The sequence below is a fragment of the Arthrospira sp. PCC 8006 genome, from assembly GCF_046480465.1.
Lineage (GTDB): Bacteria > Cyanobacteriota > Cyanobacteriia > Cyanobacteriales > Microcoleaceae > Limnospira > Limnospira platensis.
This window is the reverse complement of sequence record NZ_PKGG01000051.1, coordinates 1-19,255: the sequence shown is the minus strand read 5'-3', so window position 1 is coordinate 19,255 and position 19,255 is coordinate 1. Positions and strand designations below refer to the sequence as shown.

The 19,255-nt window shown below is 46.2% G+C and carries 13 protein-coding genes, 3 tRNA genes and 2 rRNA genes; 12 read left to right on the top strand and 6 right to left on the bottom strand.

The window, feature by feature from the left end; genetic code table 11:
* Nucleotides 1-125: 125 nt before the first annotated feature.
* Nucleotides 126-1,658, bottom strand: a complete 1,533-nt coding sequence (locus B9T16_RS10190) for a serine/threonine protein kinase (RefSeq protein WP_410244683.1) — start codon at nucleotides 1,656-1,658, stop codon at nucleotides 126-128.
* Nucleotides 1,659-1,778: 120 nt separating this feature from the next.
* Here B9T16_RS10190 and B9T16_RS10185 point away from each other — a divergent pair, with 120 nt between their 5' ends.
* Nucleotides 1,779-2,354 carry a Uma2 family endonuclease gene (locus B9T16_RS10185; RefSeq protein ID WP_014275850.1) on the top strand — a complete coding sequence of 192 codons (576 nt, stop codon included), beginning with the start codon at nucleotides 1,779-1,781 and terminating at the stop codon, nucleotides 2,352-2,354.
* Between the two features lie 30 nt (nucleotides 2,355-2,384).
* Entirely contained in the window at nucleotides 2,385-2,960 is a 576-nt protein-coding gene (locus B9T16_RS10180; protein ID WP_410244682.1) for a Uma2 family endonuclease, read from the top strand.
* Nucleotides 2,961-3,029: 69 nt separating this feature from the next.
* On the opposite strand, the gene B9T16_RS10175 is transcribed toward B9T16_RS10180, so the two are convergent.
* The 4 genes from B9T16_RS10175 to B9T16_RS10160 form a co-directional block, all read right to left on the bottom strand.
* Nucleotides 3,030-3,902: an S-methyl-5'-thioadenosine phosphorylase gene (locus tag B9T16_RS10175; protein ID WP_006618817.1), complete on the bottom strand. Its 873-nt coding sequence runs from the start codon at nucleotides 3,900-3,902 to the stop codon at nucleotides 3,030-3,032.
* Nucleotides 3,903-4,107: 205 nt separating this feature from the next.
* A complete protein-coding gene (locus B9T16_RS10170; RefSeq protein WP_410244681.1) occupies nucleotides 4,108-5,109 on the bottom strand; it encodes an aspartyl protease family protein in 1,002 nt (333 codons plus the stop codon).
* Between the two features lie 45 nt (nucleotides 5,110-5,154).
* On the bottom strand, nucleotides 5,155-5,919 hold the full coding sequence (locus tag B9T16_RS10165) for a YebC/PmpR family DNA-binding transcriptional regulator (protein ID WP_410244680.1): 765 nt from the start codon (nucleotides 5,917-5,919) through the stop codon (nucleotides 5,155-5,157).
* A 39-nt stretch (nucleotides 5,920-5,958) separates the two neighbouring features.
* Nucleotides 5,959-6,603, bottom strand: coding sequence for a histidine phosphatase family protein (locus tag B9T16_RS10160; RefSeq protein ID WP_315670124.1), 645 nt, complete (start codon nucleotides 6,601-6,603; stop codon nucleotides 5,959-5,961).
* Between the two features lie 176 nt (nucleotides 6,604-6,779).
* On the opposite strand from B9T16_RS10160, the gene B9T16_RS10155 reads away from it, so the two are divergent.
* Nucleotides 6,780-8,405 carry a mechanosensitive ion channel family protein gene (locus B9T16_RS10155; RefSeq protein WP_410244679.1) on the top strand — a complete coding sequence of 542 codons (1,626 nt, stop codon included), beginning with the start codon at nucleotides 6,780-6,782 and terminating at the stop codon, nucleotides 8,403-8,405.
* A 221-nt stretch (nucleotides 8,406-8,626) separates the two neighbouring features.
* Nucleotides 8,627-8,698: transfer RNA gene (locus B9T16_RS10150), tRNA-Gly, on the top strand.
* A 1-nt stretch (nucleotide 8,699) separates the two neighbouring features.
* Here B9T16_RS10150 and B9T16_RS10145 read toward each other — a convergent pair.
* On the bottom strand, nucleotides 8,700-11,180 hold the full coding sequence (locus tag B9T16_RS10145; RefSeq protein WP_410244690.1) for a CHAT domain-containing protein: 2,481 nt from the start codon (nucleotides 11,178-11,180) through the stop codon (nucleotides 8,700-8,702).
* 700 nt (nucleotides 11,181-11,880) lie between these two features.
* On the opposite strand from B9T16_RS10145, the gene B9T16_RS10140 reads away from it, so the two are divergent.
* From B9T16_RS10140 to B9T16_RS10105, 8 genes are all read left to right on the top strand, one after another.
* Nucleotides 11,881-13,369 (top strand): 16S ribosomal RNA (locus B9T16_RS10140).
* A 114-nt stretch (nucleotides 13,370-13,483) separates the two neighbouring features.
* Nucleotides 13,484-13,557: transfer RNA gene (locus B9T16_RS10135), tRNA-Ile, on the top strand.
* A gap of 15 nt (nucleotides 13,558-13,572) precedes the next feature.
* Nucleotides 13,573-13,645 (top strand) — tRNA-Ala (locus B9T16_RS10130).
* Nucleotides 13,646-13,846: 201 nt separating this feature from the next.
* Nucleotides 13,847-16,729 (top strand): 23S ribosomal RNA (locus B9T16_RS10125).
* The 16S and 23S rRNA genes sit together here with 2 tRNA genes alongside, the layout of an rRNA operon.
* A gap of 122 nt (nucleotides 16,730-16,851) precedes the next feature.
* On the top strand, nucleotides 16,852-17,403 hold the full coding sequence (locus tag B9T16_RS10120; RefSeq protein ID WP_410244678.1) for an RDD family protein: 552 nt from the start codon (nucleotides 16,852-16,854) through the stop codon (nucleotides 17,401-17,403).
* Nucleotides 17,404-17,440: 37 nt separating this feature from the next.
* The gene (gene rpmG / locus B9T16_RS10115; protein WP_006616669.1) at nucleotides 17,441-17,629 is read left to right on the top strand and encodes a 50S ribosomal protein L33; all 189 of its coding nucleotides are present in this window, start codon (nucleotides 17,441-17,443) and stop codon (nucleotides 17,627-17,629) included.
* A gap of 79 nt (nucleotides 17,630-17,708) precedes the next feature.
* Nucleotides 17,709-17,924 (top strand): 30S ribosomal protein S18, encoded by a 216-nt coding sequence (gene rpsR / locus B9T16_RS10110; protein ID WP_006616668.1) that lies wholly within the window; start codon nucleotides 17,709-17,711, stop codon nucleotides 17,922-17,924.
* 8 nt (nucleotides 17,925-17,932) lie between these two features.
* Nucleotides 17,933-19,255 (top strand): ribonuclease catalytic domain-containing protein (locus B9T16_RS10105; protein ID WP_410244677.1); only part of this gene is annotated, 1,323 nt, incomplete at its 3' end.

The window sequence follows — 19,255 nt, the reverse complement described above, 5'->3', positions numbered from 1 at the left end:
AAAGCTCAGGACAAACCTCTCCCCTATTGGGAGAGGGGTTTGGGGTGTAGACGCGCAGCGGCTTCTCTTTGAGTGGGCTGTACCTTATGGATATGAGAAACGCTATATTTATTTACCATCCTCAATTATCCCTGATTTTTACTACCTATCCAATGTCTGATTTCCTGTTGAATATGCTTAACTTCTGCTTCCTCTAACTGGTCTCCGAGGCGGTAGGTGCGACGGCGGGAAAATAAAAATAATAAAGGTTCTTGAGTGACTATCTCTAAGCTGTGGTGAAAATTGCCTTGGCTGTCCTGTAGACATAAAGGATTAATTTCTTGAATATAGGAGAGTTTCCCCTGCTGGCGGCGGGTGAAAGCCGAAGAATGCCAGCATATCTCGTAGTTTTCATTATCGAAGTTGAGGCTAATTCTCTCGAAATATTTTTCCCCTGATGTCAGGATAGCCATTAAAAATATCAGACTTCCCGGAATAGCTAAAATTAACCCAATTAGGGGAATTGCCGCGATAACCTCTAATAAAAATAGGGCGATTTTTCCGGTGGGTATGGGTAGCTTTTGCAGGATGATTAAGGTAATAATTATCGAGACAAATACCCCCGACTTAACTAGAATATTCAGATTACTTAACTTTTCCTTAGTCGTGGCTACTAACCATTTAGCCGTGTGGCGCATAGGGCGAATAAATTGCAGGGAAAACCGACAGGGAATTTGAATTGTCAATTTATCATCAGTTTGGGATAAGTTAATATTCGACTCTGTGGCGGGTGCAATTACCGCGCGAAAATTGAGTTTTTGTAATTCTAATAATGCCTCATCTGCACTAGAAAAACGGTTTTCTGGTAGGGGTTCTGTCAAACGTTCTAACCAGGTGATTAAACGGATATCTGTTTTTGGGGGAATGCGATCGCGAAATTTCACCCGAAAACTTTCTTGGGGAAAATCAGCCGGAGGACAACCTGTTAATAAATGTACTAACGTCATCCCTAACGCATAAAAGTCAGAAGCCGTGGTTGACTGACCGCCAAATTGTTCAATGGGTGTATAACCTAAAGTTCCCACCACCGTAAAAGTCGCCCCAGGAGTCGGAAATTGAATCTGTACCGAACCAAAATCAATTAAATATATGCGGTTATCTTCCCCCCAAATTAAGTTACTCGGTTTAATGTCTCTGTGCAAAATTGGCGGCGCAAATTGATGTAAATAGCTGAGAATTTCTAAAACTTCTGTCGCGATCCACATAACTTCTGGACGACTAAAAGTGTATCCAGATTCTAGTTTTTGCTTCAGAGAAACACCAGGTAAATATTCTGTGACTAAACCAAACCATAAATTCTGGTCATCAACCGAGAAATAATCCCGGTAACGCACGAGACGAGGATGGTCAAGTCGTTGGAGGACTTGTGCTTCCCTTTCTAGGAGTTTCACATCATCCCATTGCATACCATTTCCCATGGCTAATAGTTTAATTACCACGCGATCGCGCCGTTTTAGATCTCGTCCTAACCAGGTTTGGCGGACCGGGTTACTGTTTAGGGATTCCCGGAGTTGAAAGCGATCGGCTAGAATAGTCTCAGTTGATAACATTGATGCAAAATCTTCAAACAGGGTGCTATAACTATTGTGCCATAAATGTAGATATTTGTGCTTCCCCAATCTAGTCTCATCAAGTAAACTACACCATTTGACCTGTTATAATTATCCTAGGGCGAAATTATCCTCAAATCCTCCTGAAGCATTCATCCTTACCACTACAAATATAAAGGAGTTCATCTCATGCTACAAGCCAAACCCAGATTTCAAAGTTTTGACGAATATTTATCTTATCATGATGCTTCCGAAAAACTCTATGAATTATTCAATGGAGAACTCATAGAAATGCCACCAGAATCAGGTTTAAATATTGAAATAGCCACATTTTTACTAATTAAATTTGCTGCCATTGTCGGCCATCGTCGCGTCCGAGGTCAAGGATTAGAATTAGAAGTCAGAGGCGAACCCAGAAATCGTTATCCAGATTTAACCATTATTCGACCAGAACATATTGAGCAACTCTCCCAACGTAATACCATCCGCCTGTCGATGTTACCGCCCTTATTAGTCATAGAAGTAGTCAGTCCTGGAGAGTTACAAAGAGACCGAGACTATGTAGCCAAAAGAATACAATATCAAGATTTAGCCATTCCCGAATATTGGATAGTTGACCCCCAAACTCAAACCATCCTAGTATTAGAAATCACCGACACTGGCTATACAGAAATCGGTATTTTTGCGGGAGATAATTTAGTCATATCACCCCAATTCAGACAGCTTGAGTTAACAGCATCTCAAGTATTTAATCCCGCTTCTTAATTAACCATATTAGTTAAAGGAATTCATCTCATGCTACAAGCCAAACCCAGATTTCAAAGTTTTGATGAATATTTATCTTATCATGATGCTTCCGAAAAACTCTATGAATTATTCAATGGAGAACTCATAGAAATGCCACCAGAATCAGGTTTAAATATCCAAATTGCCAATCGTCTGTTTTTGGTTTTTGCTTTGATGATAGGAACAGATAGAGTCCGAGGTCAAGGATTAGAATTAGAAGTCAGAGGCGAACCCAGAAATCGTTATCCAGATTTAACCATTATTCTACCAGAACATATTGAGCAACTCTCCCAACGTAATACCATCCGCCTGTCGATGTTACCACCCTTATTAGTCATAGAAGTAGTCAGTCCTGGAGAGTTACAAAGAGACCGAGACTATGTAGCCAAAAGAATACAATATCAAGATTTAGCCATTCCCGAATATTGGATAGTTGACCCCCAAACTCAAACCATCCTAGTATTAGAAATCACCGACACTGGCTATACAGAAATCGGTATTTTTGCGGGAGATAATTTAGTCATATCACCCCAATTCACACAGCTTGAGTTAACAGCATCTCAAGTGTTTAATCCCGGTTCTTAATTAACCATAAGTAAGTTATGGGGGGCTAAAAAACTCTGAATAATTTAGCCCCAAGGTATTCGGAATAACTTAAAGATACTTTTTCAAGAGTAACTCAAGCTGTTGTTTACGAGGTTGTGGCACTTTGGCTAAAGGAGTAAGAATGGCATATTTTAACGCAGAATGTGCCTCCGACTCTGGCAGATTTTTAGATAGTCGTTTAACCGTTTCCTGAATAACTTTTTGGGCATTAACTGCATTATGCTTGAGGTTATCAATCACTAAATCAACGGTAACATGATCATGGTCGGGATGCCAACAATCATAATCAGTTACTAAGGCTAATGTAGTATAGGCTATTTCGGCTTCCCGTGCGAGTTTGGCTTCTGTTAAATTAGTCATACCAATTACAGTCCCCCCCCAACTTCGATACAAATTAGACTCAGCTTGGGTGGAAAAAGCGGGTCCTTCCATACAAATATAAGTTCCGCCTCTGTGTAGGGTTACTTCTGGCAAATTCAAAGCGGATATAGCATCACCGACAACGGCAGCCAACTGATTACAAACCGGATGACCAAAAGCAATATGGGCGACAATTCCATCACCAAAAAAAGTCGAAATTCTGCTTCTTGTCCGGTCAAGAAATTGGTCAGGAATTACCATGTCTAAAGGCTTAACTTCGGCTTTCAGAGAACCCACAGCGGAGGCGGAAATAATATATTCAACTCCCAAACTTTTCATGGCGTAAACATTCGCCCGATAAGGTAACTCACTGGGAAGAAGTTTATGATCTCGTCCATGACGGGCCAGAAAAGCTACCCTCATTCCTTCTAAGGTTCCTAAAATAATCAGATCGGAGGGGGACCCAAAGGGTGTCTCAACTAGGACTTCTTCTAAGTCGGTGAGGGCTTCCATTTGATAAAGACCACTACCGCCAATAATGCCAATTTTAGCCTGGGTCATAATTGCATTCCCTATTGATGATATTACTCAAGATATTGTAGCGGAACTTGTTTAAAATTATCTGAAACTTGCCAATTTTTGGGGGGTCATATCTACGCCAAATATTAGCAATTACTACAAACTTGGGATATAATACTATGGGTCTCTATGGGTCTCTATGGATGTTCAGACAATTATTAAAAACAAGGCTATAGCGGCATTGAATCTATCTATGGGGATTTAATAGTAAACTACCGCCCCATTCTGATGATGTCGATCGCCTATCAAACCGCCAATATTGTTGATAATTATTAAAAAAAGTTTGTCCTAAAATTCCATCAACTTCCAACATATCCAAAACCGAGGGAGACGATAAAATCACCGCCTCTAAATTGGTGAGTTTATGGGTTCCTAATTCCACCGTGGCGAGGGTTGATAGGGTCGCCGCCTCCAACCCACAAAATCCCAAAACCTGGACAGGACTGCGGGATGCTGGATCAATTTCTAAGCGATCGGCTAAATCTTCGGAAATAAAGATAGTATCAGCCCCGGTATCCAACATAAAAGTAAACGACCCCCGATCAGCGATCGCCACCTCTGCTAACATCACCCCCAAACGACTTTTTAAAGGTATCGCCGCCGCCGATAACTGTGAGGGAAGATAAGAAGGCGACAAAAGCTGAAGCTGTTTAGTGTCAGGATTCACGATCAGATCAAATTCCGCCAAAACATCCATTCCCAAAACCCCAGATAAGCCATCAGGAATCGTCTTATTAGCAAATTCCAAAACCTGTAAATCCATCACCTGCGCTTCCCCCATTTTCAGAGTAGGAAGACGATGTAAAGTTGCATCCATCGCTGGACAATCATCACCCGCTACTGCTGACTTAACGCGATCGCCTGAAATTTCCTCTCCCACCAATCCCAAATCTGTCACTAAGGGACTTCCCACCATAGTAGTAGAAGCCCCCGTATCAAACAAAAATCCCCCCCTACTTTCCCCGATTTCCACATCAACCGCAAACACCTGACTACCCTCGATTGGATGCAGAGAAACCCGGCTTTCTCCCGTAGTTTTAGGGCGAGGTAAATTCAGCCCTTCCAACTGCACGATCGCCCTTAAATCCCACCCATATTTTAACGATGGCAAAACCGCCCCCACCGCCACCGTAGCAGTAGCAAACCCCACTATACATATTACCCCCAAACCATCCCATAATTTACCCATTTACCATCTCCCAAACCCACATTTTAGGCCCTTAATTATTGCCCATTAATCACCATAAAGCATCTCATAGCAACTATCCGACATTTCAAAATTAGCCGTCACATTTTGCACATCATCTAAATCATCCAAAGCATTCATTAACTTCATCAGCGATCTAGCTTTTTCCACATCATCAACCTCCACAATATTGCTAGGAATCCAACGCAATTCAGCTTCCACCACCCGAAACCCAAAATCATCTAAAACCTGATTCAAATGTTCCAAATTTTCCGCCACCGTAAACACTTCCACCCCATCAGTATCATCAACAGGAGTCAACTCGTAGGACTCAGCCTCCCCCTCCACAGAAGCCTCTAACAACTTCTCCTCATCAATGGGACCCGCCAAAGTTACAACCCCCTTTTGTTCAAACATCCAACTCACACAACCAGTTTCCCCCAGGTTTCCCCCATTCTTAGTAAAAGCCGATCGCAGATCCGCCGCCGTCCGGTTACGGTTATCCGTTAATCCCTCAATCAAAACCGCCACCCCACCGATACCATAACCCTCATATCGGATAGACTCCAACTGCGACCCATCCGAAAAAGTACCCGAGCCCTTAGCGATCGCCCTTTCGMTATTTTCATTAGGAATACCCGCMGCCTTCGCCTTCTCAATAGCTGTTCTTAGCTGAAAATTCCCCCCTGGATCAGCACCTTGTCGCGCCGCCACAATAATTTCCCGAGAAATTTTCGTAAAAACCTTACCTTTAACCGCATCAACCCTAGCTTTCTGGCGTTTAATATTCGCCCATTTACTGTGTCCAGCCATAGCTAATCAACAATTTTTCCAAATCTCACAAACTCAGTATTAATTAAAACGGATATCCTCTTCAGTTTCACTCAGATGGGAAGTATCCCCATTAAGTTCCATCATCCATTCCCCTTGTTGATGCACTAATTTAACCAAACAGCATAAACTCGCATGAATATCCGTTTCTCTTAGGGTAGGAATCAGCCCCATTGCTGTCCCTATCACTGATGCACCATGTCCTATTAATAATAAATTATCATCTGGATAAGCCGCCACCAGACCCTGTACCACCTCTTTAGTACGCATCAAACATTCCTCCCAAGTTTCTGGATAGTTTGATGTTCCCATGGGGTAAGTGCTATCAATCAGCGGAAATTGAGCCATCAGAGTTTCCAGGGGGAGAATTTCCGGGCTTTCCTTCATCCATTCAGGATTTAGCCATTCTCCCAGTCCCCAATCTAATTTGATTGGTAGGTCTAGGATTTTGGCGATCGCCTCCGCAGTTTGAACCGTCCGCAGAAATGGTGATGAGAAAATTTGGGTGATTCCTTCCCCCACCAGTCGCCTAGCCAATTGTTTAGCCTGAACCAAGCCGTCCGGGGACAGATAGGGATCATAACGACGTTCTGCGGTATTAAACCATTCAGGATTGACAAAATCAATCCGGTTTCCGTGTCTAGCGATCCAAACGGTTTGAGTCATGACTAGGGTAGTAATGTCAAAAAAACTTCCCCTATCATACCGATTTTCCGCCACCTGGCAACCTTAGCCAACCTAGTGGCGATCGTACACCATCAACCAGATTGGAAAATTAGCGCTAATATTTACTACAGGGGTTCCCTGTTCTTACCCAGTCTCATAATTATTCTCTAAAAGCCGTGCTAAATAACTCTTGCAGCCGTAAACGTACTTATATATTGGGTTTTTTTATCGGTTTAATAATCGCGGTATTACTCGCCATTTTCCCAGCACATACAGCCCATAGCCAAGATAGGTTTGGGATTAACTTAGAGTCTAAAACCGCCCCCGTCATACTTGATGGACGACTCATATTTCAACTTAGTAATGCTGAAGGATATCCCGCTGAATTTAGGGCGAATCTCATTCAATCCAAAATATTAGAAGCCGCTCGTTCACCTATTCCCATAGAAGTCACACTTAGAACTAATGATATTTTACCAACTCTCTGGTTAAATGATGGATATTTATTGACTGTTACCGAACGAGATACCGACGCAGGTAACGATGTCCAGGAACAAGCACAAATCTGGCAACGTCAAATCCAGTTAGCTATTAATCGTGGTCAAAGAGAGCGCACCAGCGAGTTTATGAGAAGCGCCTTATTGCGTTCCTTAACCATTTTGTTATTAGCCATATTTTTGCATTGGGTTTTAGGTCAAATTTGGAGAGGTTATTTACGCTCGATTTTAGAATCTTTTTTACCCAAATCTCAGTTATCCCCAGAAGACCAAAAAAAGTATCATCATAGTCTGGAACTATTTATAAATTTGACTTTGGGTAGTGTCAGATTAGGCTTATGGCTGGCTATTATTATCTATATAGCCAATCAATTCCCCATAACTAGACAATGGAGTTATCAAATTCGGGGAACTCTCCTGGCTACCCTGACTTCCGATATTATTAACCTCGACAATAAATCTTACTCCCTCCCAGATTTATTCTTTTTATTACTGCTATTATGGGCTTTGGTTTTGGGGGCAAAAGTATTAGCTGATGTTCTGCGATCGCGTATCTTAGAAGCCACCGGAATTGGTCGAGGTGCTCAGGAAGTCATCGCCGTCATAGTTAAATATTCCTTAATCTCTATTGGTACTATTGTTCTCCTCCAAGTTTGGGGTTTAAACCTTAGTTCTCTCACCATCCTAGCTAGTGCATTCGGTGTCGGGATTGGTTTTGGGTTTCAGGATATCGCCAAAAACTTCGGTAGTGGTTTAGTCTTATTATTCGAGCGACCAATTCAAATTGGAGACTTTATTGAAGTTGGAGAATATCAAGGAACCGTTGAAAGAGTCGGCGCTCGCAGTACCGTCATTAAAACCTTAGATCGCGTCTCTATTATTGTTCCTAACTCCCGATTTTTAGAATCCGAATTAATTAACTGGGATCATGATAATTCCCTCTCCGGTTTACGACTTCCCATTAAGGTCGCTTACGGTTCCGATGTAGAATTAGTCCGCCAAAGCCTCCTCGATGTCGCTCAAGCAAATTCTGATGTATTAACCATTCCTTCCCCCCAAGTTTTATTTAAACGTTTTGGCGACAGTTCCCTAGATTTTGAACTCCGCGTTTGGACTCGCTATCCCAACCGCCAAGTTATCATCAAAAGCGATTTATACTATCAAATCGACGCCATCTTCCGACAACGCCATATTGAAATTCCCTTTCCTCAGCGGGATCTACATATTCGAGGCTACCTTCCCCTCCAGTTATCACCAGAGTTGGAAGCATTTATCCAAAAAATCCTAGCGACCAAAAACCAATAATCATATCAAATCCCCTTCATTTCAGACCACCCGCCACCTGAAGTTCATATGCGTCCCCTTTCACCATATATGATCCGATTCCCACACACCAGACCACCAAACTCTGCCACCCGGTCTCATCCCTAGTCCCTTCTAGTCCCTTAAAGATTCCTCAAATTTTTTCCCAAACAATCTTGACAAACTCAAATTTTTATGAGACTATAATCAAAGTTAAGTCAAATGCGGGTATAGCTCAGTGGTAGAGCGTCACCTTGCCAAGGTGAATGTCGCGCGTTCGAATCGCGTTACCCGCTTTCAAACACCACCAGACTGTATGCGTAGGAGTAGTTCCCAGTCTCGCATCATATCTGTTGACCAAAGCCATTTTGACCCTAGGGCATGAGATTTAAACGCTTCTGGTGCTTCTGAAAGCGCCTTATCTCTGAATTTAACCGCCTTACTCAACTGTGTCACCTGTTCATCAGCATTTAGGGACTCAGCCGATTTCATTAATACCAATCCCAAACCTGCATAGGCATTTAACACATCCATATTCTCCAGCGTCGAAGCATCTACATTATCTAAGCTATCCCTGTCTTCGCCGTCCTCTGTCTCTGTAGTAGCAACATCCCCCCCAGTCAAAGTCCATGTTTCTGTATTCACTGATGCTAATTGATCGTTAAAAGAACCTCCCTCCCAGCTTAAAATAGGCTCTGCTAACTCCAAACTACGATACCAGGTTTGATAAGCCCGTTGTAAATCACCCGACCTATAGTAAGCAAATCCTAATGCTGTGTTATATTCCAGCGAATTTGGCTCCCCATCAACTGCCCTCGCCCAAAATCGGCGCACATCATCCAGACTATAATCCGCACTACCTCTGTCAATAGATTGCCAAGCTAAACGTCCCCATAAAAAATTGATAGCCGGTTCATCTTGATACTGAGACAGAACCGCACTTAAAGCAGCTTTCGCTTTAACTACCGCCTCACGATTTAATAATTCTTCCGTAGCCTGCACCCCTGCTTCCAGATTAGCCCGTTCAAACTGTTCGGTCGCAATTCCTAAAACTTGGTCAGTCATAGCATCTTCCAAACCTGTGGCTAACGTTTCTTCTGAAGAATTAATATTATTCCTGATTGGTTGATTACTCGACATCAAAGCGCGATAGGGTAACATGGCAGTAATGCGATCGCCGAAAATCGACAGCCCGCAAGTGATCACTAATACAATCACCACCAGCATCACTCCTAACACACCACTGCTCTGGCGTTGGGAACCTCTAGGACTATCAGACTCCTTCTTCCACCTTTTTTCATGGTCAACGTATCTATCATAGCTTGGGGGCAGTGTCTGCAAACTAGAACGACTATTTTTATGATTAACACCAACTATTCCAGGTGTCTGTAGTTCTTGGAGAGTATCCCCAATAAATCCCACATCCTCCCCATTTCCTTCTAACTCTAAAGTCTCATCAAATCTCTCATCATCTGACCAGTCATCAATATCTGCTGATTCCCCAGGGTCTGTATAGTTAGCCCCACACATATCTGGACTACTCGCTTCTATATCCTCCCAGTAGTTACCTAAAGCTGTCCTGCTAACTGTCCTGCTACCTGGTATTAAAATGCCATCAAACTCATTGTGTAAGTACAACACAGGTAACGCCCAATAGATTTGATGGGAACCATAGGCAGAAATTAGCCCCTGTCTAGCCCGACTTAAACTTAAATCTATTGGTAATCCTTGATTTAGTTGGCGGTAAAATAGGCTCGTTAGCATCAAAGCCACCTCATCAGGAATGCGTTCAGCCATGGCTAACACCCCCGGAACTCCTCGCTGCACTAACGCTTCTGCTAGGTTAAGTTTTGCTGTATCATTAGCATCGGCTAGGGGATTACTATAAGCACCTCTACAGGAGTTTAATACCGCTAGAAGTACCCCATTATTGACCAGCAGTCCCGCTAAATCATCCCCACTGATGGTTTCACTTAATCCTGTACGACTGTTGACTAAATATAAAGCCCCACCCATCGAAGTATAGCCACTGTGTCCAGCATAATGAAATATCTGATATTGACCCTGTTCTAAGGCTTGGGTGATTTTCTCACGATCAGGCTGTTCTAATATCGTAATCTCAATGGCACCATGGTATCCTCCATTATCACTCAATTCTCGCTTGAGTTCCTGTTGGAGATGTAGAGCCTCTTGTTTGAGTTGTAAACCATTTAGGTCATTGGGGGCGGCGATCGCCATTAAAATTCTTAAAGGTTGGTTAGGTTTCCCAGAATGTCTCGGTAGCCGTAGTCGGCTTTCTGGTCGGTAGCGAGAAAAAACTACATCACATCCTGTCGCAAGTGGTCTTCCCCCTTCATGGAGGACTTCCCAGGGTAGGCTGTTGAGGCGCTGTCCTTTCAAACCTAAGCGCAACTGTAAAGTTGTCTTTCGATTATGGGCGATCGCTTGGGCGCTCGTCCAACTGTCCCGCAGCGTATCAAAGAATAGATTGTCATAAAGTTCTTGACCCAGTTCTACTAAACTCAAAGACGGCGATCCATTTGCCAAAACTGTCCCACCGCTAGTATCTCCGCGCCTAGCATAAGATGAACCCTCCAGCACTTCCAATAGAGGATCTTTCATTAAATAACGGGTATATTCTAGCCATTCTTCCACTGGCCACTTCACCTTTTCCTCCGCCAAGGGGACACCGGATGGCACTTTCGGTGTTTTTTCCGTCCGTACCCAATATTCATCATCCCCCAATGGGGTAACAGAAATCAGAAACTCCTGGGTCATTGGTCTCCGTCTCAAAGTTGGGTCAGGTCTCAGCGCTTTTAATTTCACTGACAATATATCTTCCCTCTATCTCTATGTTGATAAGGGGGCGACCGGGGTTAGTCAGTCATTGCCCATTCATAATGACTTCAAAAACTCACGATTTGCTCCCAAGTTTCTGGAATTGCCAACCGATGACCCCTCCAACCAACATCCCAACATCTTCCTTATATATATAGTCGCAGTGAGCGATCGTTGATCCATTATCCCGACACCCGATGGCCTCACAACTCATATAGTCATATAGGCGATCGCGTGGGACACTATCAGCCAACCAACCAGCCCCACGTACCCTTGTCCCTAGTTATCCGCTCCGCCACCTTTAACTCTCCCTGATACCCAAAATTTTTTTTCAGCCCAAACCCTTGTGGCGTAGGGGTTTTCAGGCATTCGTCAAAAAAAGTCAAAAAAATTTTCCCAAAAGGGTTGACAAACCTAGTTAGGTAATATACATTGGTAAATGCGCTCGAAGGGAAGGCAACGAACCGGAACGCGCCCGAACCTAGAAAAACTAATAGTTTGAAAGCTTAATGACCACCCCAGGTCAATGAATTTATGGGCTACTACTCAGGTAACTCTGAGAGTTAGCCACAGTATAAGCCAGGAGTTCAGAAAAAGCAAGCTGAACTCGTGAAATCCAAAAGTTAGTCGAAAGACTGACAACACGGAGAGTTTGATCCTGGCTCAGGATGAACGCTGGCGGTCTGCTTAACACATGCAAGTCGAACGGGCTCTTCGGAGCTAGTGGCGGACGGGTGAGTAACACGTGAGAATCTGGCTCCCGGTCGGGGACAACAGAGGGAAACTTCTGCTAATCCCGGATGAGCCGAAAGGTAAAAGATTTATCGCCGGGAGATGAGCTCGCGTCTGATTAGCTAGTTGGTGAGGTAAAGGCTCACCAAGGCGACGATCAGTAGCTGGTCTGAGAGGATGATCAGCCACACTGGGACTGAGACACGGCCCAGACTCCTACGGGAGGCAGCAGTGGGGAATTTTCCGCAATGGGCGCAAGCCTGACGGAGCAAGACCGCGTGGGGGAGGAAGGCTCTTGGGTTGTAAACCCCTTTTCTCAAGGAAGAACACAATGACGGTACTTGAGGAATAAGCCTCGGCTAACTCCGTGCCAGCAGCCGCGGTAATACGGAGGAGGCAAGCGTTATCCGGAATGATTGGGCGTAAAGCGTCCGTAGGTGGCAGTTCAAGTCTGCTGTCAAAGACAGTAGCTCAACTACTGAAAGGCAGTGGAAACTGAACAGCTAGAGTACGGTAGGGGCAGAGGGAATTCCCGGTGTAGCGGTGAAATGCGTAGATATCGGGAAGAACACCGGTGGCGAAAGCGCTCTGCTGGGCCGTAACTGACACTGAGGGACGAAAGCTAGGGGAGCGAATGGGATTAGATACCCCAGTAGTCCTAGCCGTAAACGATGGAAACTAGGTGTAGCCTGTATCGACCCGGGCTGTGCCGAAGCTAACGCGTTAAGTTTCCCGCCTGGGGAGTACGCACGCAAGTGTGAAACTCAAAGGAATTGACGGGGGCCCGCACAAGCGGTGGAGTATGTGGTTTAATTCGATGCAACGCGAAGAACCTTACCAGGGCTTGACATGTCCGGAATCTTGGTGAAAGCCGAGAGTGCCTTCGGGAGCCGGAACACAGGTGGTGCATGGCTGTCGTCAGCTCGTGTCGTGAGATGTTGGGTTAAGTCCCGCAACGAGCGCAACCCTCGTCCTTAGTTGCCATCATTCAGTTGGGCACTTTAGGGAGACTGCCGGTGACAAACCGGAGGAAGGTGGGGATGACGTCAAGTCATCATGCCCCTTACGTCCTGGGCTACACACGTACTACAATGGGGGGGACAAAGGGTAGCCAAGACGCGAGTCTGAGCCAATCCCGTAAACCTCTCCTCAGTTCAGATTGCAGGCTGCAACTCGCCTGCATGAAGGAGGAATCGCTAGTAATCGCAGGTCAGCATACTGCGGTGAATCCGTTCCCGGGCCTTGTACACACCGCCCGTCACACCATGGAAGTTAGCCACGCCCGAAGTCGTTACTCTAACCGTTCGCGGAGGAGGATGCCGAAGGCAGGGCTGATGACTGGGGTGAAGTCGTAACAAGGTAGCCGTACCGGAAGGTGTGGCTGGATCACCTCCTTTTTAGGGAGACCTACTTCGAGATATCGCGCCTTAACAACTATAGCCGTGTCTTGAGGTCATCCTTAGGTCGGATGGGGCGGTCAGAGAGCTTTCAAACTTTAGGGTTCGTGTTATGGGCTATTAGCTCAGGTGGTTAGAGCGCACCCCTGATAAGGGTGAGGTCCCTGGTTCAAGTCCAGGATGGCCCACATCCACCCCAAACTGGGGGTATAGCTCAGTTGGTAGAGCGCTGCCTTTGCACGGCAGAAGTCAGCGGTTCGAGTCCGCTTACCTCCACTCTCCTTTGTGATGGTGCTAGTTGGGGTGAGATGAGATGAGGTTACCTCTGATAGATAATTTATCACTGTACAGCTCCTAAATCTTTAGATATTACTCTGAGATTGGATAGCTGGACATCTGTTCCAGTCAGAACCTTGAAAACTGCATAGAGAAAAGCATAATGGTGTAGGAAAACGTCGTAAAGACAATTCCAATGTAGGTCAAGCTACAAAGGGCTAACGGTGGATTCCTAGGCACACAGAGGCGATGAAGGACGTGGCGACCCACGAAAGGCTTCGGGGAGCAGGAAGCAAGCTTTGAGCCGAAGATGTCCGAATGGGGCAACCCATAAACAGCTCGCTGAATCCATAGGCGAGTATGAGCGAACCCGGTGAACTGAAACATCTTAGTAGCCGGAGGAAGAGAAAGCAATAGCGATTTCCCTAGTAGTGGTGAGCGAACGGGAAACAGCCTAAACCAATGGGATTTCCCGTTGGGGTTGTGGGACAGTCATCAGAGACCGCCGAGGCTAGACGAAGCAGTTGAATACTGCACCAGAGAAGGTGAAAGTCCTGTAGTCGAAAGCCAAAACGGCTCGACTGTATCCCGAGTAGCACGGAGCCCGTGAAATTCCGTGTGAATCCGCCTCGACCACGAGGTAAGGCTAAATACTCCTGTGTGACCGATAGAGAACCAGTACCGTGAGGGAAAGGTGAAAAGAACCCCGGAAGGGGAGTGAAATAGAACCTGAAACCGTTAGCCTACAAGCAGTGGGAGGACGATTTAACGTCTGACCGCGTGCCTGTTGAAGCATGAGCCGGCGAGTTACAAGTTATGGCAGGTTAAGACCCAATAGGTTGAAGCCCAAGCGAAAGCGAGTCTGAATAGGGCGTTACGTCATGATTTGTAGACCCGAACCCGGGTGATCTAACCATGTCCAGGATGAAGCTTGGGTAAAACCAAGTGGAGGTCCGAACCGACCGATGTTGAAAAATCGGCGGATGAGGTGTGGTTAGGGGTGAAATGCCAATCGAACCCGGAGCTAGCTGGTTCTCCCCGAAATGCGTTGAGGCGCAGCGGTTGAGGTTTAAACCTGGGGGTAAAGCACTGTTTCGGTGCGGGCTGCGAGAGCGGTACCAAATCGAGACAAACTCTGAATACCAGGGGTACACTCAACCAGTGAGACGGTGGGGGATAAGCTTCATCGTCAAGAGGGAAACAGCCCAGACCACCAGCTAAGGTCCCCAAATCACTACTAAGTGATAAAGGAGGTGGGAGTGCCCAGACAACCAGGAGGTTTGCCTAGAAGCAGCCATCCTTAAAAGAGTGCGTAATAGCTCACTGGTCAAGCGCTCCTGCGCCGAAAATGAACGGGGCTAAGTAGTGTACCGAAGCTGTGGAATAGGCAACTATTGGTAGGGGAGCGTTCTGTAGTAGTGTGAAGCACTAGCGGCAAGCAGGTGTGGACGAATCAGAAGTGAGAATGTCGGCTTAAGTAGCGAAAATGTGGGTGAGAATCCCACACCCCGAAACCCTAAGGGTTCCTCCGGACGGCTCGTCCGCGGAGGGTTAGTCAGGACCTAAGGCGAGGCTGAAAAGCGTAGTCGATGGACAACGGGTTAACATTCCCGTACCGTTTGCAGTTGATGAAGGGGGACGGAGTAGGTGTTCGTCATCCGGATGTTGGTTACCGGTGCAAGTGTTCGAGGTGTTGAGGTCTGGTGAAAACAGACTGAGCTGAGGCACGAGTCCGACCCGCTACGGCGGGGAAGTGATAGTCATCAGGCTTCCTAGAAAAGCCCTATACATCTTAAACTGTAAATGCCTGTACCCTAAACCGACACAGGTGGGGTGGTTGAGAATACTAAGGGGCGCGAGATAACTCTCTCTAAGGAACTCGGCAAAATGGCTCCGTAACTTCGGGAGAAGGAGTGCCTGCCGAAAGGTAGGTGGCACTGAAGAGGCCCAGGCGACTGTTTACCAAAAACACAGGTCTCCGCTAAGTCGCAAGACGATGTATGGGGGCTGACGCCTGCCCAGTGCCGGAAGGTTAAGGAAGTCGGTCAGGAGTAATCTGAAGCTGATGACCGAAGCCCCGGTGAACGGCGGCCGTAACTATAACGGTCCTAAGGTAGCGAAATTCCTTGTCGGGTAAGTTCCGACCCGCACGAAAGGCGTAACGATCTGGGCGCTGTCTCGGAGAGAGACTCGGCGAAATAGAATTGTCTGTGAAGATACGGACTACCTGCACCCGGACAGAAAGACCCTATGAAGCTTTACTGTAGCCTGGAATTGGGTTCGGGCTTCGCTTGCGCAGGATAGGTGGGAGGCTGTGAAGAATTCCTTGTGGGGGATTCTGAGCCATCGGTGAGATACCACTCTGGCGAGGCTAGAATTCTAACCTTTTCCCGTTATCCGGGAAAGAGACAGTTTCAGGGGGGCAGTTTGACTGGGGCGGTCGCCTCCTAAATGGTAACGGAGGCGCGCAAGGGTTCCCTCAGGCTGGTTGGAAATCAGCCGTAGAGTGCAAAGGCATAAGGGAGCTTGACTGCAAGACCTACAAGTCGAGCAGGGACGAAAGTCGGCCTTAGTGATCCGACGGTACTGCGTGGAAAGGCCGTCGCTCAACGGATAAAAGTTACTCTAGGGATAACAGGCTGATCTCCCCCAAGAGTTCACATCGACGGGGAGGTTTGGCACCTCGATGTCGGCTCATCGCAACCTGGGGCGGTAGTACGTCCCAAGGGTTGGGCTGTTCGCCCATTAAAGCGGTACGTGAGCTGGGTTCAGAACGTCGTGAGACAGTTCGGTCCATATCCGGTGCAGGCGTAAGAGCATTGAGAGGAGCCTTCCCTAGTACGAGAGGACCGGGAAGGACGCACCGCTGGTGTACCTGTTATCGTGCCAACGGTATACGCAGGGTAGCCATGTGCGGAGCGGATAACCGCTGAAAGCATCTAAGTGGGAAGCCCACCTCAAGATGAGTGCTCTCACTGGGTTAGCCAGGTAAGGTCACGGGAAGATTACCCGTTAATAGATGTCAGGTGGAAGTCCAGCAATGGATGTAGCCGAGGCACACTAACAGACCGAGGGCTTGACCTCTTTTACACTCGCTTTTTCTCTATGCAGCCTTTAGGGTTTTGCTTATACACTACAATTTAATCTTATTACTCTGCCTCTTTCTTTCGATTGAGGCTTTGTTTTTTGATAATCTGGTATTCACCATGAGTTCTGAAAGGTCTGAATTATCTGAGTTAGTAGCCCCGGCTTTTCCAAGGGTTCCTACTTGGTGTCGGGCGATCGCATTAGGGATTGACGGATTTCTAGTGTTGTTGATTACTGGTTTATTAGGGGCTAGTGGCTTAGTCGGATTTTTGATATTTATGCTGCTTTGGATAGCCTCACGGGTGTTTGTAGTTTATCGAAACTATGGACAGAGCCTAGGGCGGTGGGCTTTGAATATGAGGGTAATTGATACACGATTCCACCGAACACCGCAACTGTTAGAATTATCTAAGCGCGAGGGTGTCCTGGGGTTTTTTGTGTTCTTGGCTCTAAATGGATTAGGGAATCTGGCTTTAGGCCATGCGGGTGTTGTGCTGTTACTAGTTCCCCTGATCGCTGATGGTGGAGTGGTGCTGTTTGATATGAGTCAATATCCGCAAACTTTTCACGATCGCTTTGGCGAAACTATCGTTATTGGTGTGCAACGAGGCTATTCTTTGGATATTAGAGTCAAAAATTGGATTGACAAAATGCAGCAATACCTGAAATAATAGATGATTGTGCTTTATTAAGAAATCTTTTAGGATTATGGCTAAAGGTGTTCGCATTGTAATCACGCTGGAATGCACTGAGTGTCGCACCAATACCGATAAGCGTTCTAAGGGTGTGTCACGGTATACAACGACCAAAAACCGTCGGAATACAACTGGGAGGATGGAACTCAAAAAATTCTGCACCCACTGTAACAAACATACGGTTCACAAAGAAATCAAATAGTGCTTTCAGATGACTGGTGGGAGAGTAGTCATCCCCATGAACCTAGAATCATCCATTAAACCAACAGGAGTCAAAGCCCATGAGCTATTTCCGTCGCCAAGTTTCGCCGATTGATCCGAAAACCCCCATTGATTATAAAAACATCGAGTTGTTGAAAAAGTTTATGACCGAACGGGGCAAAATTCTACCCCGGCGCATTACCGGTTTAACCTGTAAACAACAACGAGACCTGACAAAAGCGATCAAACGGGCTAGAATTTTAGCCATGCTGCCCTTTGTCAATAAAGAAGGCTGATTGAATTGGTGGAAAAGGGAACTTTAGTTGAATTCCGTATACATGGGGAGCGCCGTCTCGCTGTGGTAGCTCGCCCTGAAGGAAAAAAGCACTGGATCTTAGTTGATGACCAGGGAAATTCCCATACCGTTCATCCCAGACAAATTACCTATGAGGTAGGGGGAACGACTTATCGTCCTGCTGATATTCCCTCTTTTTATGAAGAAATACAACCCTATCTAGATCCAGCTAGTTTAGAGATAGCCTGGGAGATTTTGATTGAAGAGGGGGAAACAGTCGATCCCACAGGAATGGCATTGTTGCTATTTTCGGAGGAAACTCCGGCTCAATGTTATGCCAGCCACTTGTTGCTATGCAATGATAAACTCTACTTTAAACAGAAGGGCGATCGCTATGAACCTCGCCCTCCTAACCAAGTAGCAGAAATCAAACATCAACAGGAAGTTGAACAGCAACGGGAACAGGAAACCCAACTATTTTGGCAGCGAGTTGAACAATGTCTAGGGGGAGAGGTGGTAGAATGGCAGGGGAGCGATCGCGCCCGCCTCGATGCTTTGGAACGTTTTGCTCTGTACGGGGAGGAAGCATCCCATACGGGACCCGCCTTAGAAACCCTAAGCAGTCTTAATCGCCCTCAAACTCCCGGTGCCTCTTTTCAATTGTTGGTAGACTTGGGGATATGGAGTCTGCATGAGAACCTTTCCCTGTGGCGCAGTCAGATCCCAACCCAGTTTCCCGCAAAGGTCCTAGACGTGGCTCAATATTATCTCGAATCTCCCCAACCTGACCCAGATCAAAATCGTCGGTTCGATCTAACTCATCTGAAGGTCTATACCATTGACGACGAAAGCACCCGCGAAATTGATGATGGAGTTAGCCTCGAATTTCTCGAAGACGGAACCCAAAAGATTTGGGTTCACATTGCTGATCCTACCCGTCTAATTCAACCGGGAGATGAACTAGACCTAGAAGCGCGGCGCAGGACTACCAGCGTTTACCTACCCACGGGGATGATTCCCATGTTCCCCTCAGAACTGGCCACTGGGCCGATGAGTTTGGTGCAGGGTAAAATTTGCTGTGCCTTGAGCTTCGGGGTAGTGCTGAATGAAGATGGCAGCGTGAAGGATTATAGCATTCATACCAGCATCATCAAACCTACCTACCGCCTCACCTATGATGATGTCGATGAGATGCTGCACTTGGGTATTAAGGCTGAACCAGAAATCGAGATTTTAGGAAAGTTCGCGAAACTTCGGCAACAATGGCGTTCCTCCCAAGGGGCTATTAGTATTTATATGCCTGAATCTATGATTCAGGTGGACGGTGCTGAG

Excerpts from the sequence above, each read along its gene's own strand:
- rpmG (WP_006616669.1), top strand. The coding sequence starts at position 17,441 with ATGGCTAAAGGTGTTCGCATTGTAATCACGCTGGAATGCACTGAGTGT.
- B9T16_RS10170 (WP_410244681.1), bottom strand. The coding sequence starts at position 5,109 with ATGGGTAAATTATGGGATGGTTTGGGGGTAATATGTATAGTGGGGTTT.
- B9T16_RS10120 (WP_410244678.1), top strand. The coding sequence starts at position 16,852 with ATGAGTTCTGAAAGGTCTGAATTATCTGAGTTAGTAGCCCCGGCTTTT.
- rpsR (WP_006616668.1), top strand. The coding sequence starts at position 17,709 with ATGAGCTATTTCCGTCGCCAAGTTTCGCCGATTGATCCGAAAACCCCC.
- B9T16_RS10145 (WP_410244690.1), bottom strand. The coding sequence starts at position 11,180 with ATGACCCAGGAGTTTCTGATTTCTGTTACCCCATTGGGGGATGATGAA.
- B9T16_RS10180 (WP_410244682.1), top strand. The coding sequence starts at position 2,385 with ATGCTACAAGCCAAACCCAGATTTCAAAGTTTTGATGAATATTTATCT.
- B9T16_RS10185 (WP_014275850.1), top strand. The coding sequence starts at position 1,779 with ATGCTACAAGCCAAACCCAGATTTCAAAGTTTTGACGAATATTTATCT.
- B9T16_RS10160 (WP_315670124.1), bottom strand. The coding sequence starts at position 6,603 with ATGACTCAAACCGTTTGGATCGCTAGACACGGAAACCGGATTGATTTT.
- B9T16_RS10175 (WP_006618817.1), bottom strand. The coding sequence starts at position 3,902 with ATGACCCAGGCTAAAATTGGCATTATTGGCGGTAGTGGTCTTTATCAA.